This window comes from Kitasatospora sp. NPDC048715, assembly GCF_043198905.1.
In the GTDB taxonomy this organism is placed as follows: domain Bacteria; phylum Actinomycetota; class Actinomycetes; order Streptomycetales; family Streptomycetaceae; genus Kitasatospora; species Kitasatospora lactacystinica.
Window position 1 is genome coordinate 225,248 of record NZ_JBICVH010000017.1, and the last position, 16,588, is coordinate 241,835.

Here is a 16,588-nt window from a genome sequence, read left to right on the forward strand (position 1 = left end):
TGGGCTGCTCCCGGTCTGGGACCATACGCGAATCGGCGACCGGCCCGCAGGGGCCGCCCGTGACAACGGCCGGACTCTGCGGGAGAATGTCCGCTTATGCCCCGAATATTGCGAGGCATCTCACAGCCCGGAAGCCGGAACTGCCGGAACCTGGCAGAGTGGAGGTGGGCGACCGTGTCACGGCCGCTCCCCCGTACAGGGCAGTGCATGGAACCAAAGCCCCGTCCGGTGCGTTGGCTGTAGCAGCGAGGAGGAGATCGCATGACCTGCGACCATCTGGTGTGCGCCAACTGCAACGGCCGCGTCAGCGACGGGCGTTGCCCGGTGTGCCGGGCCAACCGGGCCCGGCTTCAGGAGCAGCAGAGCCCGTTCGCCGCGCTCTCCCCCGCGATGCTGCTGGCCCTGCTGGCCGGACTGCTCGCGGTGGCGCTGATCGCCCGGCAGGCACTGGCCTGACGACCCACGACGCGTACGACGAAGGGCCCCGACCGCTGCGGTCGGGGCCCTTCGTCGATGTCGGCCGTTACTCGGCGCTGGTCTCGCGCTGCTTGCGCCAGCGGATCCCGGCCTCGATGAAGCCGTCGATGTCGCCGTCCAGCACGGCCTGCGGGTTGCCGGCCTCGTACGCGGTGCGGACGTCCTTCACCATCTGGTACGGGTGCAGCACGTAGGAGCGCATCTGGTTGCCCCAGGAGCTGCCGCTGTCCTTGAGCGCGTCCATCGCCGCCTTCTCCTCCTGGCGGCGCCGCTCCAGCAGCTTGGCCTGGAGGACGTTCATCGCGGACGCCTTGTTCTGGATCTGCGAGCGCTCGTTCTGGCAGGAGACCACGATGCCGGTCGGGATGTGCGTGATGCGCACCGCCGAGTCGGTGGTGTTGACGCCCTGGCCGCCGGGGCCGGAGGCACGGTAGACGTCCACCCGCAGCTCGCCCTCGTCGATGTCGACGTGGTCGGACTGCTCGACGACCGGGAGGACCTCGACGCCGGCGAAGGAGGTCTGCCGGCGGCCCTGGTTGTCGAACGGCGAGATCCGCACCAGGCGGTGGGTGCCCTGCTCGACCGAGAGGGTGCCGTAGGCGTACGGCGCCTTCACGGTGAAGGTCGCGGACTTGATGCCGGCCTCTTCGGCGTACGAGGTGTCGTACACCTCGGTGGGGTACCCGTGCCGCTCGGCCCAGCGCAGGTACATGCGCATGAGCTGCTCGGCGAAGTCGGCGGCGTCCACGCCACCGGCCTCGGCACGGATGTTGATCAGCGCCTCGCGGGCGTCGTACTCGCCGGACAGGAGGGTGCGGACCTCCAGCTCCTCGACGGCCTTCTGGAGGGAGACGAGCTCGGTCTCGGCCTCGGCGCGGGTGTCCGCGTCGTCCTCGGCCTCGGCGAGCTCGAACAGCACGCCCAGATCGTCGATGCGGCTGCGCAGGCCCTCGACCCGGCGCAGTTCGCCCTGGAGGAAGGAGAGCCGGCTGGTCACCTTCTGCGCGTTCGCGACGTCGTCCCACAGGGTGGGGGCGGCTGCCTCCTCCTCCAGGACCGCGATGTCGGCCCGGATCTTGTCCAGGTCGAGGACGGCCTCGATCGACCCCATGGTCGTATCGAGGTTCTTGAGCTCTTCGGAAGGATCGACGGCTGCCACGCCCCCAGGGTAATGGTTCCGGGAGTGGTCATGACGACACCCCCGGCTCCCCGGGGGTCACGGCCGCCGTCACGGCCGCCGTCACGGCCGCGCCGGCGGCTCCGGCTGCGGGGCCCGCGGGCCGGTGCCCGACACCGCCGGACGGGCCGGGTGGCCGCCGTCCGGGACGGTGGCCGCGAACGCCGTCCAGGCCGCGGCGGCGCCCGCCAGCAGCAGGACGGTGGCGATCAGGACGGCCAGCATCCGGCGGCGGCGCAGCAGGGCCTGGCGGTCCCGGCGGTGGCCCGGGGCGGCGCGCTGGGCGCGGGACTCCAGCGCGTAGGCGGCCAGCTCGTCGGCGGACGGGCGGCGCAGGCTGGTGTGGGTGTCCCGGGTGGAGTCCGGGGCGGCGCCCGGCACCAGCGGGACGGCCGGACCGCGGCGGCGCTTGTGGATGCCGGGGCCGGCGTCGATCTCGGCGTAGACGGCCTCGCCGGGGGTCAGCTGCTCCTCGACCGGGGCCCGGCCCTGGCCGGGCACGGCGAGCACCGGCAGGCCGGCCAGCGAGGGCAGCTGCTCGCGCAGCCGGGAGGCCAGCTCGGCGGCGCGCAGCCGGGAGGCGGGGGCCTTGGCCAGGCACTCGGAGATGATCCGCCACAGCCCGTCCGGCAGGCCGGGGATCGGCGGCACCTGCTCGGTGACGTGCCGGCGCAGCACCGCGCCGGTGTGGCCGCCGCCGAAGGGGGTGAAGCCGGCCAGCAGCTCGTACAGCACGGTGGCGAGGGCGTAGATGTCGACGGCGGCGCGCGGCTCCAGGCCCTCGATGATCTCGGGGGCGAGGTAGTCGGGGGTGCCGATGATCCGGGTGGCCCGGGTCCGGCGGGGGGCGTCGACCAGGCGGGCCACGCCGAAGTCGGTGAGCTTGGCGCGCGGGGCGCCGCCCGGGCCGGGGGCGGCGGCGAGGTCGAGCAGGACGTTCTCGGGCTTGACGTCGCGGTGGACGATGCCGGCCGCGTGCGCGGCGGCCAGGCCGTCGGCGACGTCGGCGATGATCGAGGCGGCGGTCTGCGGCGGCAGCGCGCCGTCCCGCTCCAGCCGGGAGCGCAGGTCGGTGCCCTGGACCAGCTCCATCACCAGGGCGAGGTCGCTGCCGTCCACCACCATGTCGCGCACGCCGACCACCCGGGGGTGGTCGAGGCTGGTCAGCGCGGTGCGCTCCTGGACGAAGCGGCCGACCAGCACCTGGTCGGCGGCGAGGTCCTCGCGCAGCAGCTTGACCGCCACCGGGCCGTCGGGCCCCTCACCGAGCCAGACCGTGCCGGCCGAACCCCGGCCGATCACCTGGTGGACGGTGTACCGGCTGCCGATCTTGCGTGCCAATGCTGCTCCGTGGGCGGCGCGGGAGCGCTCCGGGGGTCCGGCGCGCTCGGTGGGGCGGGACAACAGCGACCAACCTACGCGCCCGGAGGCCCTGCGCGGGCCGCCCGAGGGGCCCGGAGCGGGAGTCCCGGCCGAGAAATCTCGCGAATTGTCGACATAGCGTCAAAATTGCCGCCCGGGGCGGGCCGGGGCCCGGATCGGCTCCGGCCCCGGCCCGCGGCGGCGCTAGCTGCCGACGAGGCCGTTCACCCAGTCGCGCGCCGAGTCGAACCAGCCCACGACGTTGTCCCAGTACTGCGGCAGCGGCGTGAAGTTCCACAGCGCCAGCCCCGCCACGGCGAGCACCAGCAGCACCATCAGACAGCCCTTGAGGCAGCCGAGCCCCGGAATGTACATCCGGTTTCGGCTGCGCGGACGCGGCTCACGGGCCGGCGCGGGCTCGCGGCGGGCCGGTGCCGGCGGCTCCTCGCGGCGCTGCGGCGGGGCCTCCCGGTACTGCGGCGCGGGCGGCTCGGCCCGGCGCGCCACCGGGGCGGGCGCGGGCGGCGGCGGGTAGCCGCCCTGCGACTGCCCGTACCCGGACGGGGCCTGCCGGTAGCCACCGGGCGGCTGCGGACGGCCGCCCTGGCCTCCTTGGCCCCGCTGGCCCCCCTGACCGCCCTGGCCGCCCCGGCCCGCCTGGTAGGGCGGCGGGGCCACCGGCGGACGCTGGGCGTAGCCGGGCGGGGGCGGGGACTGGCGGTAGCCGCCGGGCTGCTGCGGCCCGGCGGGGCCGCCCGGGGCGCCCTGGCCCGGCCGGTGCCCCTGGCCGGCGTGGCCCCCCTGGCCGGCCTGGTAGGGCGGCGGGGCGACCTGCGTCTCCGAGTGGCCCTCGTAGTCCTCCGGACCGAAGTAGCCGACCTGGGTCTGCTGGTTGCGGTCCCGCGCCGCGCGCAGCTGGGTCTGCCACGGGTGCGGCGCCTCCTCCTGCGGCGGCGCGACGGGCGGGGGCGGCGGCACCGCGACGGGCGGCATCACCCGGGTGCGGTCCGCGGCGCCCTGCGGGGGCGCCGGCGGCGGCTGGGTGCCCATCACCCGGGTCGCCGCGGCCGGGTCGAACGACCCGGCCGGGGTCGGCGGCAGCACCTGGGTGCGGTCCTCGGTGCCCGGGGCCACGGCGCCCGGCATCGTCGCCATCGGCGACATCGGCGACATCGGCGACATCGTGGTGGGGACCGCGGTCGGCTGCGGGTCCGGCAGCAGCAGGGCACCGACCGCCAGCGCCTCGTCCACCGCCGGCGGGGAGGCGTGCACCCCGACGCCGGCCGCGACCACCCGCAGCGCGTGGGCCAGCGAGGTGGCGCCGGGCCGCTGGGCCGGGTCCTTGCGCAGGCAGCGCTCGATCACCGTCCAGAGCGGCTCGGGCATCGTGCTGGGCCGCTGCGGCTCGTGGGCCAGGTGGGCCTGGAGCACGGCGAGCGCGCTGTCCCCCTGGAACGGCTGCCGGCCGGTGACCAGCTCGTACAGCATGATCCCGGCGCCGTACACGTCCACCGCGGAGGTCTGCGGGCGGCCCTCGGCGGACTCCGGCGCGACGTAGGCGGGGGTGCCGACGAACTCGTGGGTGCGGGTGACGCCCGGGGAGTCGGCGAGCCGGGCGATGCCGAAGTCGGTCAGCAGCGGGTGCATCCGCTCGGCGCCGTCCACCACGGTGGAGGCGAGCAGCACGTTGGCCGGCTTGAGGTCGCGGTGGACGATCCCGTCCGCGTGGCTGGCCGCCAGCGCGTCCGCGACCTGGGCCATCAGCAGGGCGCCGGCGATCGGGCTGAACGGGCCGTTGGCACGCAGGTAGCGGGCCAGGTCGGGGCCCTCCACCAGGTCCATCACCAGGGCCAGCAGCTCGCCCTCGACGACCAGGTCCCGGACCCGGACGATGTTGGGGTGGGTCAGCCGCAGCAGCAGCGAGCGCTCGCGCAGGAAGCGCATCACCACGTCGGGGTCGGCGGCCAGCTCCTCGCGCAGCACCTTGATCGCCACCCGCTGCCCGGGCGCACAGCCCGGCACCTGCGCGTCCTCGCGCACCACGCCGCGCCAGACGGTCCCGGTCGCACCCCGTCCGAGGGTCTCCTCCAGCAGATATTTGCTGCCGACTGGCCGCACCTGTCGCACTCCTCGCCGTGCCGCCCGCGCGGGGCGCTCCTCCGCCGGTGCGGTGAGCCTGCCGGGCCCGTGTCTGCGGCCACTCTAACGGTGCCGGTTCGGGTTTTCGGGGTGGCCGGTAGGCCATCCGTACGGTCTGGGGAAGGGTTGGGGGACATCCCCTAGGGAAGGTCCCGGGCACCCCGCGAGGAGGCGGTCGGCCCTGACTCCCCGTCGCCCCGTCACGGCGCCGATCGCAAGATCGTCAAATCCGGTACCGTGCGCGGACCGTCCTCGACGGATGGCAGGATGGACACTCGCCACTCGTGTGGCCCAACGGTGCCCACGGCACCGGGCAGCGGTACCAGGTTCACATCAGCAGAAGGGACCCGCGGGCGAGATGCAGATCCGGCTGACCGTCCTCCGACCGCGCAGCGGCCCGGCCGCCGCCGGCTCCGCCATCCCCTACGTGGACGTGCTGGTCACCGCGCCCGTCGGCACCGCACTCGGCGCCATCGCGGGTGCGCTCGCCGGCGCCGTGGGCGTGCGCGGGCCACGGGCCGCCACCCACGTGCACCTGTACGCCGGGGCGCACCGGGTCGACGAGCACACCCTGCTCGGCCACCCCCCGCTGCTCGACGGCGCCGTCCTCAGCCTGAACGAGCCCGACCCGACCGCCGACGACCCCGACGACGCCCCCGCCGCCGCCGAACTGCGCGTGGTCGGCGGCCCCGACGCCGGCGGCGTGCACCGGCTGCACGGCCGGGAGATCCGGGTCGGCCGCTCCGCCGAGGCCGACGTCCCGCTCGACGACCCGGACGTCTCCCGGCTCCACCTCTCCCTGCACCTCGCCGAGGACGGCCGGGTCTCCACGCGCGACCTCGGCTCCACCAACGGCACCACGCTGGACGGCCGCCTCGTCCCGCCCGGACCGCCGGAGGCCGCCGTCCCGCTGGAGCCCGGCGCCGTGCTGCGGATCGGCGAATCCACCCTCCAGGTGACCGCCCCCGACCCGGCCGAGGCCGCCGGCACCACCCGCGCCGCCCTGCCGGACGGCAACGGCCACCTCCAGCTCGCCGCCCCCGGCCCGACCCGGCCCGCGCCGCCCGTGGTCGAGCCGCCCACCGCCCCCGAACCGGCCCCCGGCCGCGGCCGCGGCCTGTTCTCCCTGCTGCCCGGACGCACCGCCGAACCGCCCGGCCAGGAGAGCGCCGAACGCCACCACGCCGCGGTGCGGCTGCGCCAGACCGCCGCCCAGCGCGAACGCTGGCCCGACCTCGCCACCCTGCTGCTCAACGCCGTCGGCCCCGGCCCCCGCCTCTGGGAACGCGGCCCCGGCCACCCCGACGCGCTCACCCTGCGCCTGGGCACCGCCGACCGCCCCGGCGGCCCCGGCACCACACCCGGCACCACGCTGCCCGCCGTCCCGGTCACCCTCGACCTCCAGACCGCCGGCAGCCTCGGCCTCAGCGGCCCGCGCGAGCGCCTGGACGCGCTCACCCGCGCCGTCGTCGCCCAGCTCGCCGCGCTGCACCCGCCGACCGGGCTGAGCCTGGTCGTGGTCGACGCCGACCGGACCCGCACCGCCGAGGAGCGCGCCGACACCTGGGCCTGGGCCCTGTGGCTGCCCCACCTGCGCCCGGTCGACGGCCAGGACTGCCGACTGCTGATCGGCCTCGACGACGAACAGGCCACCGCCCGGCTGACCGAGCTCACCGCCCGGCTCAGCGGCCCCAGCGGCCTCGGCGGCCACCCCGCGACCGTGGTCGTGGTGGACGGCCGGCCGGCCACCGAAGCCGCCCGCCAGGCACTCGACCTGCTGCTGCGCCAGGGCCCGGCGGTCGGCATCTTCCCGATCTGCCTCGCCGAGCAGCCCGAACTGCTCCCCCGGGGCCTCGGCGCCACCGCCCTGATCACCGGCGAGGTCGGCACCCAGCTCTCGCTGAACCGCCCGGTCGCCCGCGGCCGGGAAGCCCTCCACGAGGTCTCGCTGGACGCCGTCTCGGACGCCTGGGCCGAACGGCTGGCCCGCGTCCTCGCCCCGCTGCGCGAGGCCGTCCCGGCCGCCCGCGGCCCGCTGCCCGACGTACTGCGGCTGCTCGACCTGCTCCAGCTCGACACCGTCACCCCGGCCAAGCTGTCCGCCCGCTGGGAGGCGCACGCCGGCGGCATCGGCGCCGCCACCGCCCTGCTCGGCACCACCCGCGACGAGCTCTGCACCCTCGACCTGGCCGACCCCGAACTCACCCTCCCCTCCCCCGACCCGGGCGGCCCGCACCTGCTGATCGGCGGCGCCCGCGGCTCCGGCAAGACCGAACTGCTGCGCACCCTGGTCGCCTCGCTCGCCGTCTCCGAACGGCCCGAGCGGCTGACCGTCACGATCATCGAGGGCCGGGCCACCCCGGACGGCCAGGACGGCCTCGACGGCTGCACCGACCTGCCGCACGTCACCGGCCGGGTGAACGCCGCCGCCGACCCGCGCGCCGCACTGCTCGCCGCCGAGGCACTGGAGGACGAACTCGCCCTGCGGGAGCGGCTGTTCGACGGGCTGGACTTCGCCTCCTGGCACGCCGCACGGATCCTCGACGAACAGGGCCTGGACGGGCGGGGCCCGGACGGGCGGGAGGCGCACGCGGAGCACCCCAGGGTCCCGGTACCCGCCGCCGTCGGCGGCGGCGCGGCCACCACACCCCGGATCATCCCGCCGCGCAGCGCGGAGGGCCCCCGCCCGACCGGACCCGCCGCCGCGCCCGCCCGGCTGGTCGTCGTCGTCGACGACTACGACGCACTGCTCTCCCCCACCTCCGCCGCCGGCCGCCCGCTCACCCGCGCGCTGGCCGCCGTCGCCCGCCGCGGCGGACCGCTCGGCGTGCACCTCGCCGTCGCCACCGGCCGCCCGGAGGAGAGCGCCGGCACCGAGGTGGACGAGGCCGCGCTGCTCCGGATCGCCCTGCGCACCGACGACCCGGCCGACTCCGACCTGCTGATCCACCTCGGCGACGCGGCGGCCCTGCCCGAGGACACCCCCGGCCGCGGCTACCTCCGCCTCCCGGACGGCGGCGTCACCGCCTTCCAGACCGCCCGGATCAGCGGCCGCATCCCGCGCACCGCCACCCTGCGGCCCACCGTCGTCGCCATAGACCCGCTCCAGCTCGGCGCCCCGCCGGCCCGCCGCCCGGTCCGCGAACTCGGCAACGGCCCCACCGACCTCGCCCTCCTCGCCAGCGCCCTCCAACGCGCCGCCGCCCGCTGAGGCTCCGGGCGCCCGCCCAGGCCACGAAAGCAACGGCGGCCCAAGCCCGTTGCCGCTTCGCCAACGCCGAAGCGGCAACGGGTGCGCGGGAAGTCGACCCCGCCGACTTCCCGCGCGAGGAGTCCAGAACCCCCACGCCCCCAACACAGGACGCCCCCACCTGGCATTTCCGCAAGGACGAAAGGTCCGGGCGGGACAAGCCGGAACAGCGGCAACAGGTCCGGTGGCCGATCCATGGAGTTGGGTGGGCCCGCGTCCTCCGACGCAGGCCCGCCCAAAGAAAAGCGAAAGAGAAGGAAGCACCCCACCCTCCCGCCCCTTCCAGAAACCCCAAAGGCAACGGCGGCCCCGGCCAAGCTTGGCCGGGGCCGCCGAAACCACCGCCGAGCAGCACTCACTTCACCTCACCATCCGTTGCCGCTTCGGCCCAGGCCGAAGCGGCAACGGCATCGTGACGCCACGGCCCCTGCATGGGAAGTCGGCCGAGCCGACTTCCCATGCAGAACCAGGAGAAGAAGCACGGCCACTGAAGTAGGCCGGACTTGATTCAGTGTCGTCCAGCCCCCCCGCCGAACGAGTTCGGCGGGGGGGCTGCGCAGGCGGGCTTGGCGAGGCGAATGGTTTGGCTGGTTGCACGACGCCAAGGACTCCTGCTCGGTTTCCGACATAACGTCGGAAATCGGACGCGTTTGACGCGAGTAGCATGCGGTCAACACCTCGTCAGATGCCGGGAGTTGGCTTATGAGCACACTGGTGGTGGGGTCGCGGGCCAGTCACCTGGCGCGGGCTCAGGTCACGGAGTTCCTGGCACCGCTGCGGGAGCGCTTCCCCGACGTGGTCTTCCGCCAGCGAGTGATCACGGAAGCCGGTGACCAGGACCGCAGGTCGGCCCTGAGGGATGTCTCGGAGCGCGGCGGTGGCTCGGCGTTCTCGGTGAACCAGGTGAACGCGCTGGTGTCCGGCGAGGTCGACGTGATCGTGCACTCGCTCAAGGACCTGCCGACCGCGAACCCGCCCGGCCTGATCCTCCTGCCCCCGCCCACCCGCGCGGACGTTCATGACGCGCTGTGCGGCAGCACTCTGGCCGGCCTCCCGCAGGGCGGCAGGATCGGCACGTCGGCGTCGCGCCGGATCGCCCAGCTGCTGCACGTCCGCCCGGACCTGGTACCGGTAGAGATCCGGGGGAACGTCCCGACCAGGCTCGGCAAGCTCCGGACGCAGCAGCTGGACGCCGTGATCCTGGCGGCCGCCGGGATCAAACGGCTCGGCCGCAGCGAGGAGATCAGCGAGATCCTTCCGATCGGGCCGTTTCCCCCGTCGCCCGGGCAGGGCGCGCTGGGCATCCAGATCCGGGAGGACAACGAGTCGGCCCGAGAGCTCCTGGCCGGTTCCGGTGACCCGGTGACCGACGCGGAGGTGCGGGCCGAGCGGGCGATGCTGGCGGAGCTCCACGGCGGATGCTCGGTACCGGTCGGCGCCTTCGGCAAGGCCGACGGCGACGTGCTGACCCTGCACGGGCAGGTCACCTCCGTGGACGGCAGCCGGCAGGTGGAGGCCAGCCTCTCCGGCCCGCCGAGCGAGCCGGAGAGGCTGGGTGTTCAGGTGGCGAGCCTCCTGCTGGACCAGGGCGCGGAGGGCATCCTGGCAGAGGTCCGGCCCACAGTCGCCGCATAGGCCCGTAGGCCGGCCAGGTCCAGGGCCGCATAGGTGATGATCCGGTCCGCACCGGCCCGCTTGAGCATGGTGAACAGCTCCGCCAGCGGGCGGAAGTCCCGCCGACCTGCCCGTGGGCCCGCCCGTCGCCGCCTTGTGCGCAGGAAGTCGGCCCGGCCGACTTCCTGCGCAGGGGGGGCTGAAACCGCCATGCTCGCCAACACAGGACGCCCACCCACAAGGTCCGGGCGGAGCAGCGGCAACAGGTCCGGTAACCGATCAATGAAGTTGGGCGGGCCCGCGTCCTCCGACGCGGGCCCGCCCAAAGAGAAGGAGAAGGAAGCACCCCACCCTCCCGCCCCTTCCAGGCACCCCAAAGGCAACGGCGGCCCCGGCCAGGTTTGGCCGGGGCCGCCGAAACCACAGCTGAGCCCATTCACGGCGACCCAGAGCCCGTTGCCGCTTCGGCAGGGCCGAAGCGGCAACGGCACGCGCACCGCCACTCCTGCGCAGGAAGTCGGTGGGGCCGACTTCCGGCGCTTACGGGCGGGTGGTGGCTTGGGTGCGGCAGTGGGTGAGGGCGTATTTGATGCGGGTGTCGGGGTTGGGGGTGGTGGTGAGGAGTTCGCCGGCGGTGACGAGGGTGGTCCAGTAGGTGGTGGGGTTGCCGGTGCGGGGGAGGGGGCGGGCGGCGGCGAGGGAGAGGTAGGCGGCGGTGAGGTTGCCGGTGGTGAACCAGCGGTGCAGGCCGTGGTGGTGGCCGGGTCGGATGCCGCCCATGGCGTCGATGGCGAGCAGGAAGAGGTCGACGACGGTGAGTTCGGTGTCGGTGAGGGAGGCCGGGACGTCGAAGATGCCGAGGGCTTCGAGGAGTTCGCCGGTGTCGGTCTCGGAGTTGGGCCGGGGGTTGGCGAGGAGGGCGTCGTGGCACTCGTTGAGGCGGCGGACGGTCTCGGCGAGGGGGATGGTGAGGGCGAGGCAGACCGCGCGGGCGGAGGGCACCGGCTTGTGGGTGCGGCGGGCGAGGAGGGCGTAGGTGTCGGCGGGGGTGCGGCCGCGGGAGAGGGCGTGGCCGGCGAGGGTGGTGAGGTGCATGGGGGGTTCTGGTGCTTTCAGGCGGTGACGAGGGCGGGGCCGGGGGCGGGGGCGACGAGGGCCCAGACGTACTTGCCGATGCCGCCGGGGCGGTTGGCGCTGCCCCAGCGTTCGGCGAGTTCGTTGACGAGGAGCAGGCCTCGGCCGTGTTCGTCGTCGGGGGTCGGGGAGTGGAGGGTGGGGTGGTCGGTGCCGGCGTCGTGGACTTCGAGCCGGAGACGGGAGCCGGTGACGGTGAAGCGGACCTCGATGTGACAGTCGTCGGGGGCGTCGGAGTGCTGGACGGCGTTGGCGAACAACTCGCCGAGCAACAGTTCGGCGGTGTCCGAGTACCGGTCCCCGGCGGGGAGGGCGGAGAGGTACGCCCGGAGCAAGTACCGGGCCAGCGGCGTGGACTCGATACGGGAGTCGAGGCGCGCGACGAACATGCGGGGGCGATGAGAAGTGAGCATGGGGCACCTCGAAGAGGCGGAACAGGTGGTCATGAGCTCGTGGCCGCCTGAGGAGAAGGCGAAGCCAGGGGTAGCTGCATCCATTGAACGGTCCGGGAGTTGCCCCGAACCAGAGCGGAAGATGAGCACCTTTCAGGCATAATCGACGCACTACCCCGCCTGACCTGGGGCCCTTCGAACCGAGCGGGGGCGATTGTGACTCCGAGGAGGAAGCGACTCGCGCAGCGCCGAAAGGCACTGGGCTACAGTCAGGAGGCATTCGCCGCCGAACTGGGAGTGGCAGTCTCCACGGTCACCCGCTGGGAGGCCGGCGCGACCAATCCCCAGGGGTTCGTACACCCCAAGATGGCAAAGGTCCTCAGGGTCACCCCCGAGAGCCTGGCGGACCTCCTCGCACCAGAGGTGACAGCCCCTGACCGTTCGGTGGTCTACGCCGCTGCCCCACCTCTTGGTGATACTGACGACATGAAGCGCCGCGACGTCCTGAGTCTGCTCGCCGTGACCGGAGCGCTCATCGCCCTGCCCGATACCGAAAGGCCCTCGCCCCGATCCGGCGTGGCCACGTCCCTGACAGAAGTCGGGCCGGAACTGAACACGCACCTCTGGAAGCTGTTCGGGCTCTCCGACTCCAAGCAGGTCGTGTACCCGATGGTCAAGCACCAACTGGCTCTCCTGGCGAAGGGGCTGGGGGAAAGCCAGAGCGATGCCTCGCGCCAGCAGCTCTGTGCGCTGGTGGGAGATCTATATCAGCTCGCGGGTGAGATCTTCTTCGACGCCAACCGCTACACCGACGCGGCGCAGTGCTACACACTCGCCGCCAGCGCAGCCAGGGAAGCCAGCGCTTTCGACCTGTGGGCTTGTGCACTGACGCGGCACGCCTTCGTGGAAGTCTACGAACACCGTTTCGCTGTCGCGACTCCGATTCTGGCAGTGGCCTCTCAGGTCGCAGAACGAGGAGACAGCCAGCTCTCAACCCGGTACTGGGTCGCGGCGGTCCAGGCGGAGGCATTTGCAGGCCTCGGCGACCTTGAAGCAACCGAACGAGCACTGGGCGCCGCCGAGCAGGTACACGATCTGTCCGGCCACCTGCACAATGGCGGTTGGCTTCGGTTCGATGGTTCACGTCTCGCCGAGGAACGCGGCACCTGCTATCTCGCACTCGGCCGCCCGGATCTGGCGGAGCAGGCACTGACATCCGCGCTCTCCCAGCGGCTCTCGCTGCGTCGCAGAGGCGCGGTGGTCGCGGAGTTGGCCGCGCTGAGCGTCGAGCGCGGTGATCTGGATCAGGCGAGTCATTACACTCACGCTGCTCTGGAGTTGGTCGACCAGACCGGCTCGGGCTACATCGGCAGGAAGTTGCAGGCGGTCAGGAGCCGCCTCGTTCCGCTCGCGGCCGATAGTCGCGCCTCAGCCCTGTACCAGCAGATTTCGGCGCTTGACAACGTCGCCTGACGAAGGAGCAATTCATGCCGTCCGACGGGCAATTCTTCCGCGAAGCGTGGATCGCCGGTGTGTCGAAGCACTATCCGGGCGAGCCGAAAGCAGGCTATGTCGCCGCATGGGACGAGACTCCTGAGTGGGAGCGGGAGTGCGCCGCCGCCGTCTTCGGCCAGGTCCGTGACTTCATCATCGTGAGCGGCGGCAACACGTCAAAGCTCACCCGGGAGCAGAAGAGCCGATTCGTCGCGACGTGTTGGATCGCTCAGATCCACAAGCACATCGAGAATCCGAAGCCGGGCTACGTCGCTGACTGGGTCGATCTGCCGTCGTGGCAGCAGGAGACCGATGCGGACATCTTCGAGGCGATCGAACGCACTCGTCCTTGAGTATCGCGCTCCACCCCCGCCCCCCGTGCCGATGGGCGGGGGTGGGGCCCGAGGCCGCCGGGTGGGACGGGATGCGTGGGAAGTCGGCGGGACCGACTTCCCACGCAACGGTGGGGGGCGTACTTGCTGCGGGGCCCGGGCCTCACACGAATGACTCGCACTCCGTGTAGTCGTTGTGCTACTTTCCGCATCATCAACAGAACATAGGAGACCCCGGCGGTGGTGACACACCCCGGGGTCGGGCACCAGGAGCAGGACTCCAGATGCAGATTCATCGTAGCGCGCACGTGCGCGCATTCACCGTGCTTCCGAACGGCCTGTTGCAGGACCGGCGGCTGAGTTACACCGCCCGGGGCCTCCTCGCCGACCTCCTCTCCCGTCCGGACGGTTGGCGGGAGGACGGGCGGCAGATGGCGGACAGCAGTCCGCAGGGGCGGGGTGCCGTCCGACGGGCGCTCAAAGAACTGAAGGACGCCGGGTACTACCGGGTCGACAGGGTCCGGATGGCCGACGGAACGGTCCGGTCCGAGGCCCATGTCTTCGACACCCCGCAGCCCGAACCGGCTGTCCCCCGCCCGGCCTCCGGTGGTCGAGGGACCGGCATCACTGTCACCCCTCCCGTAAAGGACCCGGGGCAAGAACCCACCCTCCCGGATGAACGGACGCGGGCCGCCGTGGCCACGCTGTTCCGGGTGATCCGGCCCGAACCCCGTCTGCGCCTCGGCGAGGCCGAGGCGCGAACGCTGGCTCCGCTCGTCGCGCAGTGGCTGGAACGAGGCTGCGACGAAGCCGGGTTGGCCCACGCCCTGCTCCCCGGGCTGCCCCAGCCGATGCACTCCCCCACGGCGATCCTCCGGGACCGGCTGCGGCGCAAGCTGCCGCCGGAACGCCCCGAAGCGCCCCCGCCGACGCCGTACACCGAGTGCGGCCGCTGCCACGATCCGGTGCCCCGGCCGGGAATCTGCCGCGCCTGCGCGGGCCTCGGCGCGAGAACCGTCGCCGTCGGCACGGGAGCCCCCGCCACCCCCGGCGGCGTCGCCCGGGCCCGCTCGGCCCTGCGCGGGCGGCACGAACCGCTCATCGCGGCGGGCAGCGGCTGACCGCCGCACGCCCTGCGCCGGTTCAGCGCTCCACGGCCCCTCCCCCGGTTGCGGTCCCGCTACGGGCGGGCGCCGGGGCCGGGGCCGGCGAACAGCTCCCCGAACGCCCGTCGGTCGCCGCTCCTCCATCGGGCCCGCTGTGACGGTTGCACGCTCCCACCTGTCCGCACGGGCCGCCGGGTTCCCACCGGAGTACGGCAAAGGCCCCGACGAACCCGGTGGTTCGTCGGGGCCTCCGCCGCCGGCCGGTCGGGCCGCCAGGCGGTCAAGCCGCCAAGCCACCAAGCCGGTCAGGCCGTCAGGCGCACTTGATGTCGCGGTTCACCACGGCCATCCCGGCGATCTTCGCGCCGTCCACGGTGAACTCGTACTGCCAGCCCTGCTGTCCCTCGACCGGCAGCACGTACTTGCCGCTCTTGGCCTGCTGGAGGCCCTTGGCGCCGTACGCCTGCTGGAGCGCCTCCAGGGTGGAACCGGCGCCGATGCCCTCGGCCGTCCTCGCCTCCGCCGGGGCGACCAGCTCGCGCAGACCCGTCGCCGCGAAGGAGACCCGGCCGGTGGCCAGGTACGCCGCTTCCTTGGCCTCCTTCGCCACCCTCAGGTCGACCAGGGCCATCGTCGAGTCGGCGATCAGCTTGGCGGCGGCGGCCGAGTCCGCGGCCCCGGCGGCCGAGCCCGCGGCGGCGGCCGCCGCGTCCTTGGCGGAGGCGTTCGGCGGCAGGGTGCCCTCCGGGGCGGGCGCCTTCCCGCTGGCCGCGTCGGCCTTGGCGTTCAGGTCCTTGTACCGGGCCTCGGTGGCCGCCTCGGCGGCCATCCGGGCCTGGTCCGGTGCCGGGCCGCCCTTGTAGACGAAGTCCGTGCAGCCTTCGAGCAGCGAGACCGGTGCGCTCTCCAGGGCTCCGGTGGCCAGCCCGGCGTCCTTGGCCATCCCCGGCTTCAGCCCCCGGTACCCGGCTGCCGCGAAGGCCTCGGGCCCCTTCGGCGTGGGCGCCGCCGTGGGCGCCCCGGTGGCGGCCTGGGCCTTGGCCGTGCCGTCCTTCCCCTTGTCGGAGGAGCCGGTGGAACAGGCCGCCGCCCCGACGGTGAGCAGCGCCACCGAGACGCCGACCCCTACCGCACGCATCGACCTGCGCGTCTTTCCCATGTCGCAATCCCCCTTGGTCGTACCGGCGATCACCGTACCGGGGCCACGACCATGATCCACAATTGAGTTCTCAGGAACAGTAGGTGTTGTGCTTGAGCAGGGCGAGGCCGGCCACCTTGCCGTCGGCCACGGTGAACTCGTAGAACCAGTCCGGGCCGCCGCTGCCGCTCTCGGCCGGGAGTTCGTACGTGCCGCCCTTGGTCGGCTTGAGCTCCTTGCCCTCGTAGGCGCGCTTGAGCTCCTCCTCCGTCGAACCCGCGCCGACGCCCTCGGCGGTGCGGGCGTCCGCGGGCGCCACCACCTGGCGCAGGCCCTCGGTGCCGAAGTTGACCCGGCCGGTGGCCCTGAGGGCCTCGTCCCGGGCCTTGCGGGCGGGCGTGACGAGGTCCAGGTCCTTCTGGAGCTCGGCGAACTCCTTCTGGTCGGCGGCATCCTGCTGGAGCTGCTCCTGGAGGCGCGCACTGTGCTCCTGCAGTTCCTTCAGCGAGGCCCCGGCCGCCAGCGGCGGGAGCGTCTTCCGCTTCGCCCTCATCTCGTCCATCCTGGCCAGCGCCTTGCCGGCCTTCGCGTGGACCTCCGCCTCGTTCGCCATCCGGACCGGATCCGGCGCCGGGCCGCCCTTGTACGCGTAGTCGGTGCAGCCGTTCAGCACCGAGACCGGCGACGGCTCCAGGGCTCCGGCGGCGAGCACCTCGTCCTTGGTCATCGACAGCTGCAGTCCCCGGTAGCCGTTCGCGCCGAACGGCTGCGGCGGCGTGGCGGCCGCCGCGCTCGCACCGGCCTTCCCCGCGCCGCCCTCGTCGCCCCCGCCGCCCTCGCAGGCCGCCGCCCCGGCCACGACCAGAGCCATCGTCAGTACGGCCACCGCCGCACGGGTGTTGCGGATCGTCCCCACGGTGATCCCCTCCCCTTCGTCGATCGCACACGGTAGCGAACGTGCGGGCACGATCCA

General features: G+C 73.6%; 13 protein-coding genes and 1 pseudogene. 7 read left to right on the top strand and 7 right to left on the bottom strand.

Annotated features, from left to right (window positions below; translation table 11 throughout):
• Positions 1 to 261: 261 nt before the first annotated feature.
• Complete coding sequence (locus tag ACGFSC_RS29900) at positions 262 to 456, top strand: hypothetical protein (protein WP_359904255.1); 195 nt, start codon at positions 262 to 264, stop codon at positions 454 to 456.
• Positions 457 to 523: 67 nt separating this feature from the next.
• On the opposite strand, the gene prfB is transcribed toward ACGFSC_RS29900, so the two are convergent.
• From prfB to ACGFSC_RS29915, 3 genes are all read right to left on the bottom strand, one after another.
• On the bottom strand, positions 524 to 1,636 hold the full coding sequence (prfB, locus tag ACGFSC_RS29905; protein WP_359904258.1) for a peptide chain release factor 2: 1,113 nt from the start codon (positions 1,634 to 1,636) through the stop codon (positions 524 to 526).
• An 81-nt stretch (positions 1,637 to 1,717) separates the two neighbouring features.
• Positions 1,718 to 2,995 (bottom strand): serine/threonine-protein kinase, encoded by a 1,278-nt coding sequence (locus ACGFSC_RS29910; RefSeq protein WP_359904260.1) that lies wholly within the window; start codon positions 2,993 to 2,995, stop codon positions 1,718 to 1,720.
• Positions 2,996 to 3,220: 225 nt separating this feature from the next.
• Positions 3,221 to 5,134 (bottom strand): serine/threonine-protein kinase, encoded by a 1,914-nt coding sequence (locus tag ACGFSC_RS29915; protein ID WP_359904263.1) that lies wholly within the window; start codon positions 5,132 to 5,134, stop codon positions 3,221 to 3,223.
• Positions 5,135 to 5,513: 379 nt separating this feature from the next.
• On the opposite strand from ACGFSC_RS29915, the gene ACGFSC_RS29920 reads away from it, so the two are divergent.
• A complete protein-coding gene (locus tag ACGFSC_RS29920; RefSeq protein WP_359904266.1) occupies positions 5,514 to 8,366 on the top strand; it encodes an FtsK/SpoIIIE domain-containing protein in 2,853 nt (950 codons plus the stop codon).
• Between the two features lie 741 nt (positions 8,367 to 9,107).
• Positions 9,108 to 10,040, top strand: a complete 933-nt coding sequence (hemC, locus tag ACGFSC_RS29925) for a hydroxymethylbilane synthase (protein WP_359915649.1) — start codon at positions 9,108 to 9,110, stop codon at positions 10,038 to 10,040.
• Positions 10,041 to 10,559: 519 nt separating this feature from the next.
• Here hemC and ACGFSC_RS29930 read toward each other — a convergent pair.
• Positions 10,560 to 11,114 carry a hypothetical protein gene (locus ACGFSC_RS29930; RefSeq protein WP_359908497.1) on the bottom strand — a complete coding sequence of 185 codons (555 nt, stop codon included), beginning with the start codon at positions 11,112 to 11,114 and terminating at the stop codon, positions 10,560 to 10,562.
• Positions 11,115 to 11,131: 17 nt separating this feature from the next.
• The gene (locus tag ACGFSC_RS29935) at positions 11,132 to 11,542 is read right to left on the bottom strand and encodes an ATP-binding protein (protein ID WP_359908500.1); all 411 of its coding nucleotides are present in this window, start codon (positions 11,540 to 11,542) and stop codon (positions 11,132 to 11,134) included.
• Between the two features lie 219 nt (positions 11,543 to 11,761).
• Here ACGFSC_RS29935 and ACGFSC_RS29940 point away from each other — a divergent pair.
• The 4 genes and pseudogenes from ACGFSC_RS29940 to ACGFSC_RS29955 all read left to right on the top strand — a co-directional run.
• Positions 11,762 to 11,944, top strand: a pseudogene (locus ACGFSC_RS29940) (helix-turn-helix domain-containing protein); the annotation flags it as partial.
• Between the two features lie 87 nt (positions 11,945 to 12,031).
• Positions 12,032 to 13,018, top strand: a complete 987-nt coding sequence (locus tag ACGFSC_RS29945; RefSeq protein WP_359908579.1) for a transcriptional regulator — start codon at positions 12,032 to 12,034, stop codon at positions 13,016 to 13,018.
• 14 nt (positions 13,019 to 13,032) lie between these two features.
• On the top strand, positions 13,033 to 13,392 hold the full coding sequence (locus tag ACGFSC_RS29950; RefSeq protein ID WP_359908503.1) for a hypothetical protein: 360 nt from the start codon (positions 13,033 to 13,035) through the stop codon (positions 13,390 to 13,392).
• 263 nt (positions 13,393 to 13,655) lie between these two features.
• On the top strand, positions 13,656 to 14,492 hold the full coding sequence (locus ACGFSC_RS29955; RefSeq protein WP_359908506.1) for a hypothetical protein: 837 nt from the start codon (positions 13,656 to 13,658) through the stop codon (positions 14,490 to 14,492).
• 298 nt (positions 14,493 to 14,790) lie between these two features.
• On the opposite strand, the gene ACGFSC_RS29960 is transcribed toward ACGFSC_RS29955, so the two are convergent.
• Positions 14,791 to 15,636 (bottom strand): hypothetical protein, encoded by an 846-nt coding sequence (locus ACGFSC_RS29960; protein WP_359908509.1) that lies wholly within the window; start codon positions 15,634 to 15,636, stop codon positions 14,791 to 14,793.
• A 70-nt stretch (positions 15,637 to 15,706) separates the two neighbouring features.
• Positions 15,707 to 16,531: a hypothetical protein gene (locus ACGFSC_RS29965; RefSeq protein WP_359908512.1), complete on the bottom strand. Its 825-nt coding sequence runs from the start codon at positions 16,529 to 16,531 to the stop codon at positions 15,707 to 15,709.
• Positions 16,532 to 16,588: the final 57 nt, after the last annotated feature.

Excerpts from the sequence above, each read along its gene's own strand:
- ACGFSC_RS29950 (WP_359908503.1), top strand. The coding sequence starts at position 13,033 with ATGCCGTCCGACGGGCAATTCTTCCGCGAAGCGTGGATCGCCGGTGTG.
- hemC (WP_359915649.1), top strand. The coding sequence starts at position 9,108 with ATGAGCACACTGGTGGTGGGGTCGCGGGCCAGTCACCTGGCGCGGGCT.
- ACGFSC_RS29955 (WP_359908506.1), top strand. The coding sequence starts at position 13,656 with ATGCAGATTCATCGTAGCGCGCACGTGCGCGCATTCACCGTGCTTCCG.
- ACGFSC_RS29935 (WP_359908500.1), bottom strand. The coding sequence starts at position 11,542 with ATGTTCGTCGCGCGCCTCGACTCCCGTATCGAGTCCACGCCGCTGGCC.
- ACGFSC_RS29920 (WP_359904266.1), top strand. The coding sequence starts at position 5,514 with ATGCAGATCCGGCTGACCGTCCTCCGACCGCGCAGCGGCCCGGCCGCC.
- ACGFSC_RS29930 (WP_359908497.1), bottom strand. The coding sequence starts at position 11,114 with ATGCACCTCACCACCCTCGCCGGCCACGCCCTCTCCCGCGGCCGCACC.
- ACGFSC_RS29960 (WP_359908509.1), bottom strand. The coding sequence starts at position 15,636 with ATGGGAAAGACGCGCAGGTCGATGCGTGCGGTAGGGGTCGGCGTCTCG.
- ACGFSC_RS29900 (WP_359904255.1), top strand. The coding sequence starts at position 262 with ATGACCTGCGACCATCTGGTGTGCGCCAACTGCAACGGCCGCGTCAGC.
- ACGFSC_RS29945 (WP_359908579.1), top strand. The coding sequence starts at position 12,032 with ATGAAGCGCCGCGACGTCCTGAGTCTGCTCGCCGTGACCGGAGCGCTC.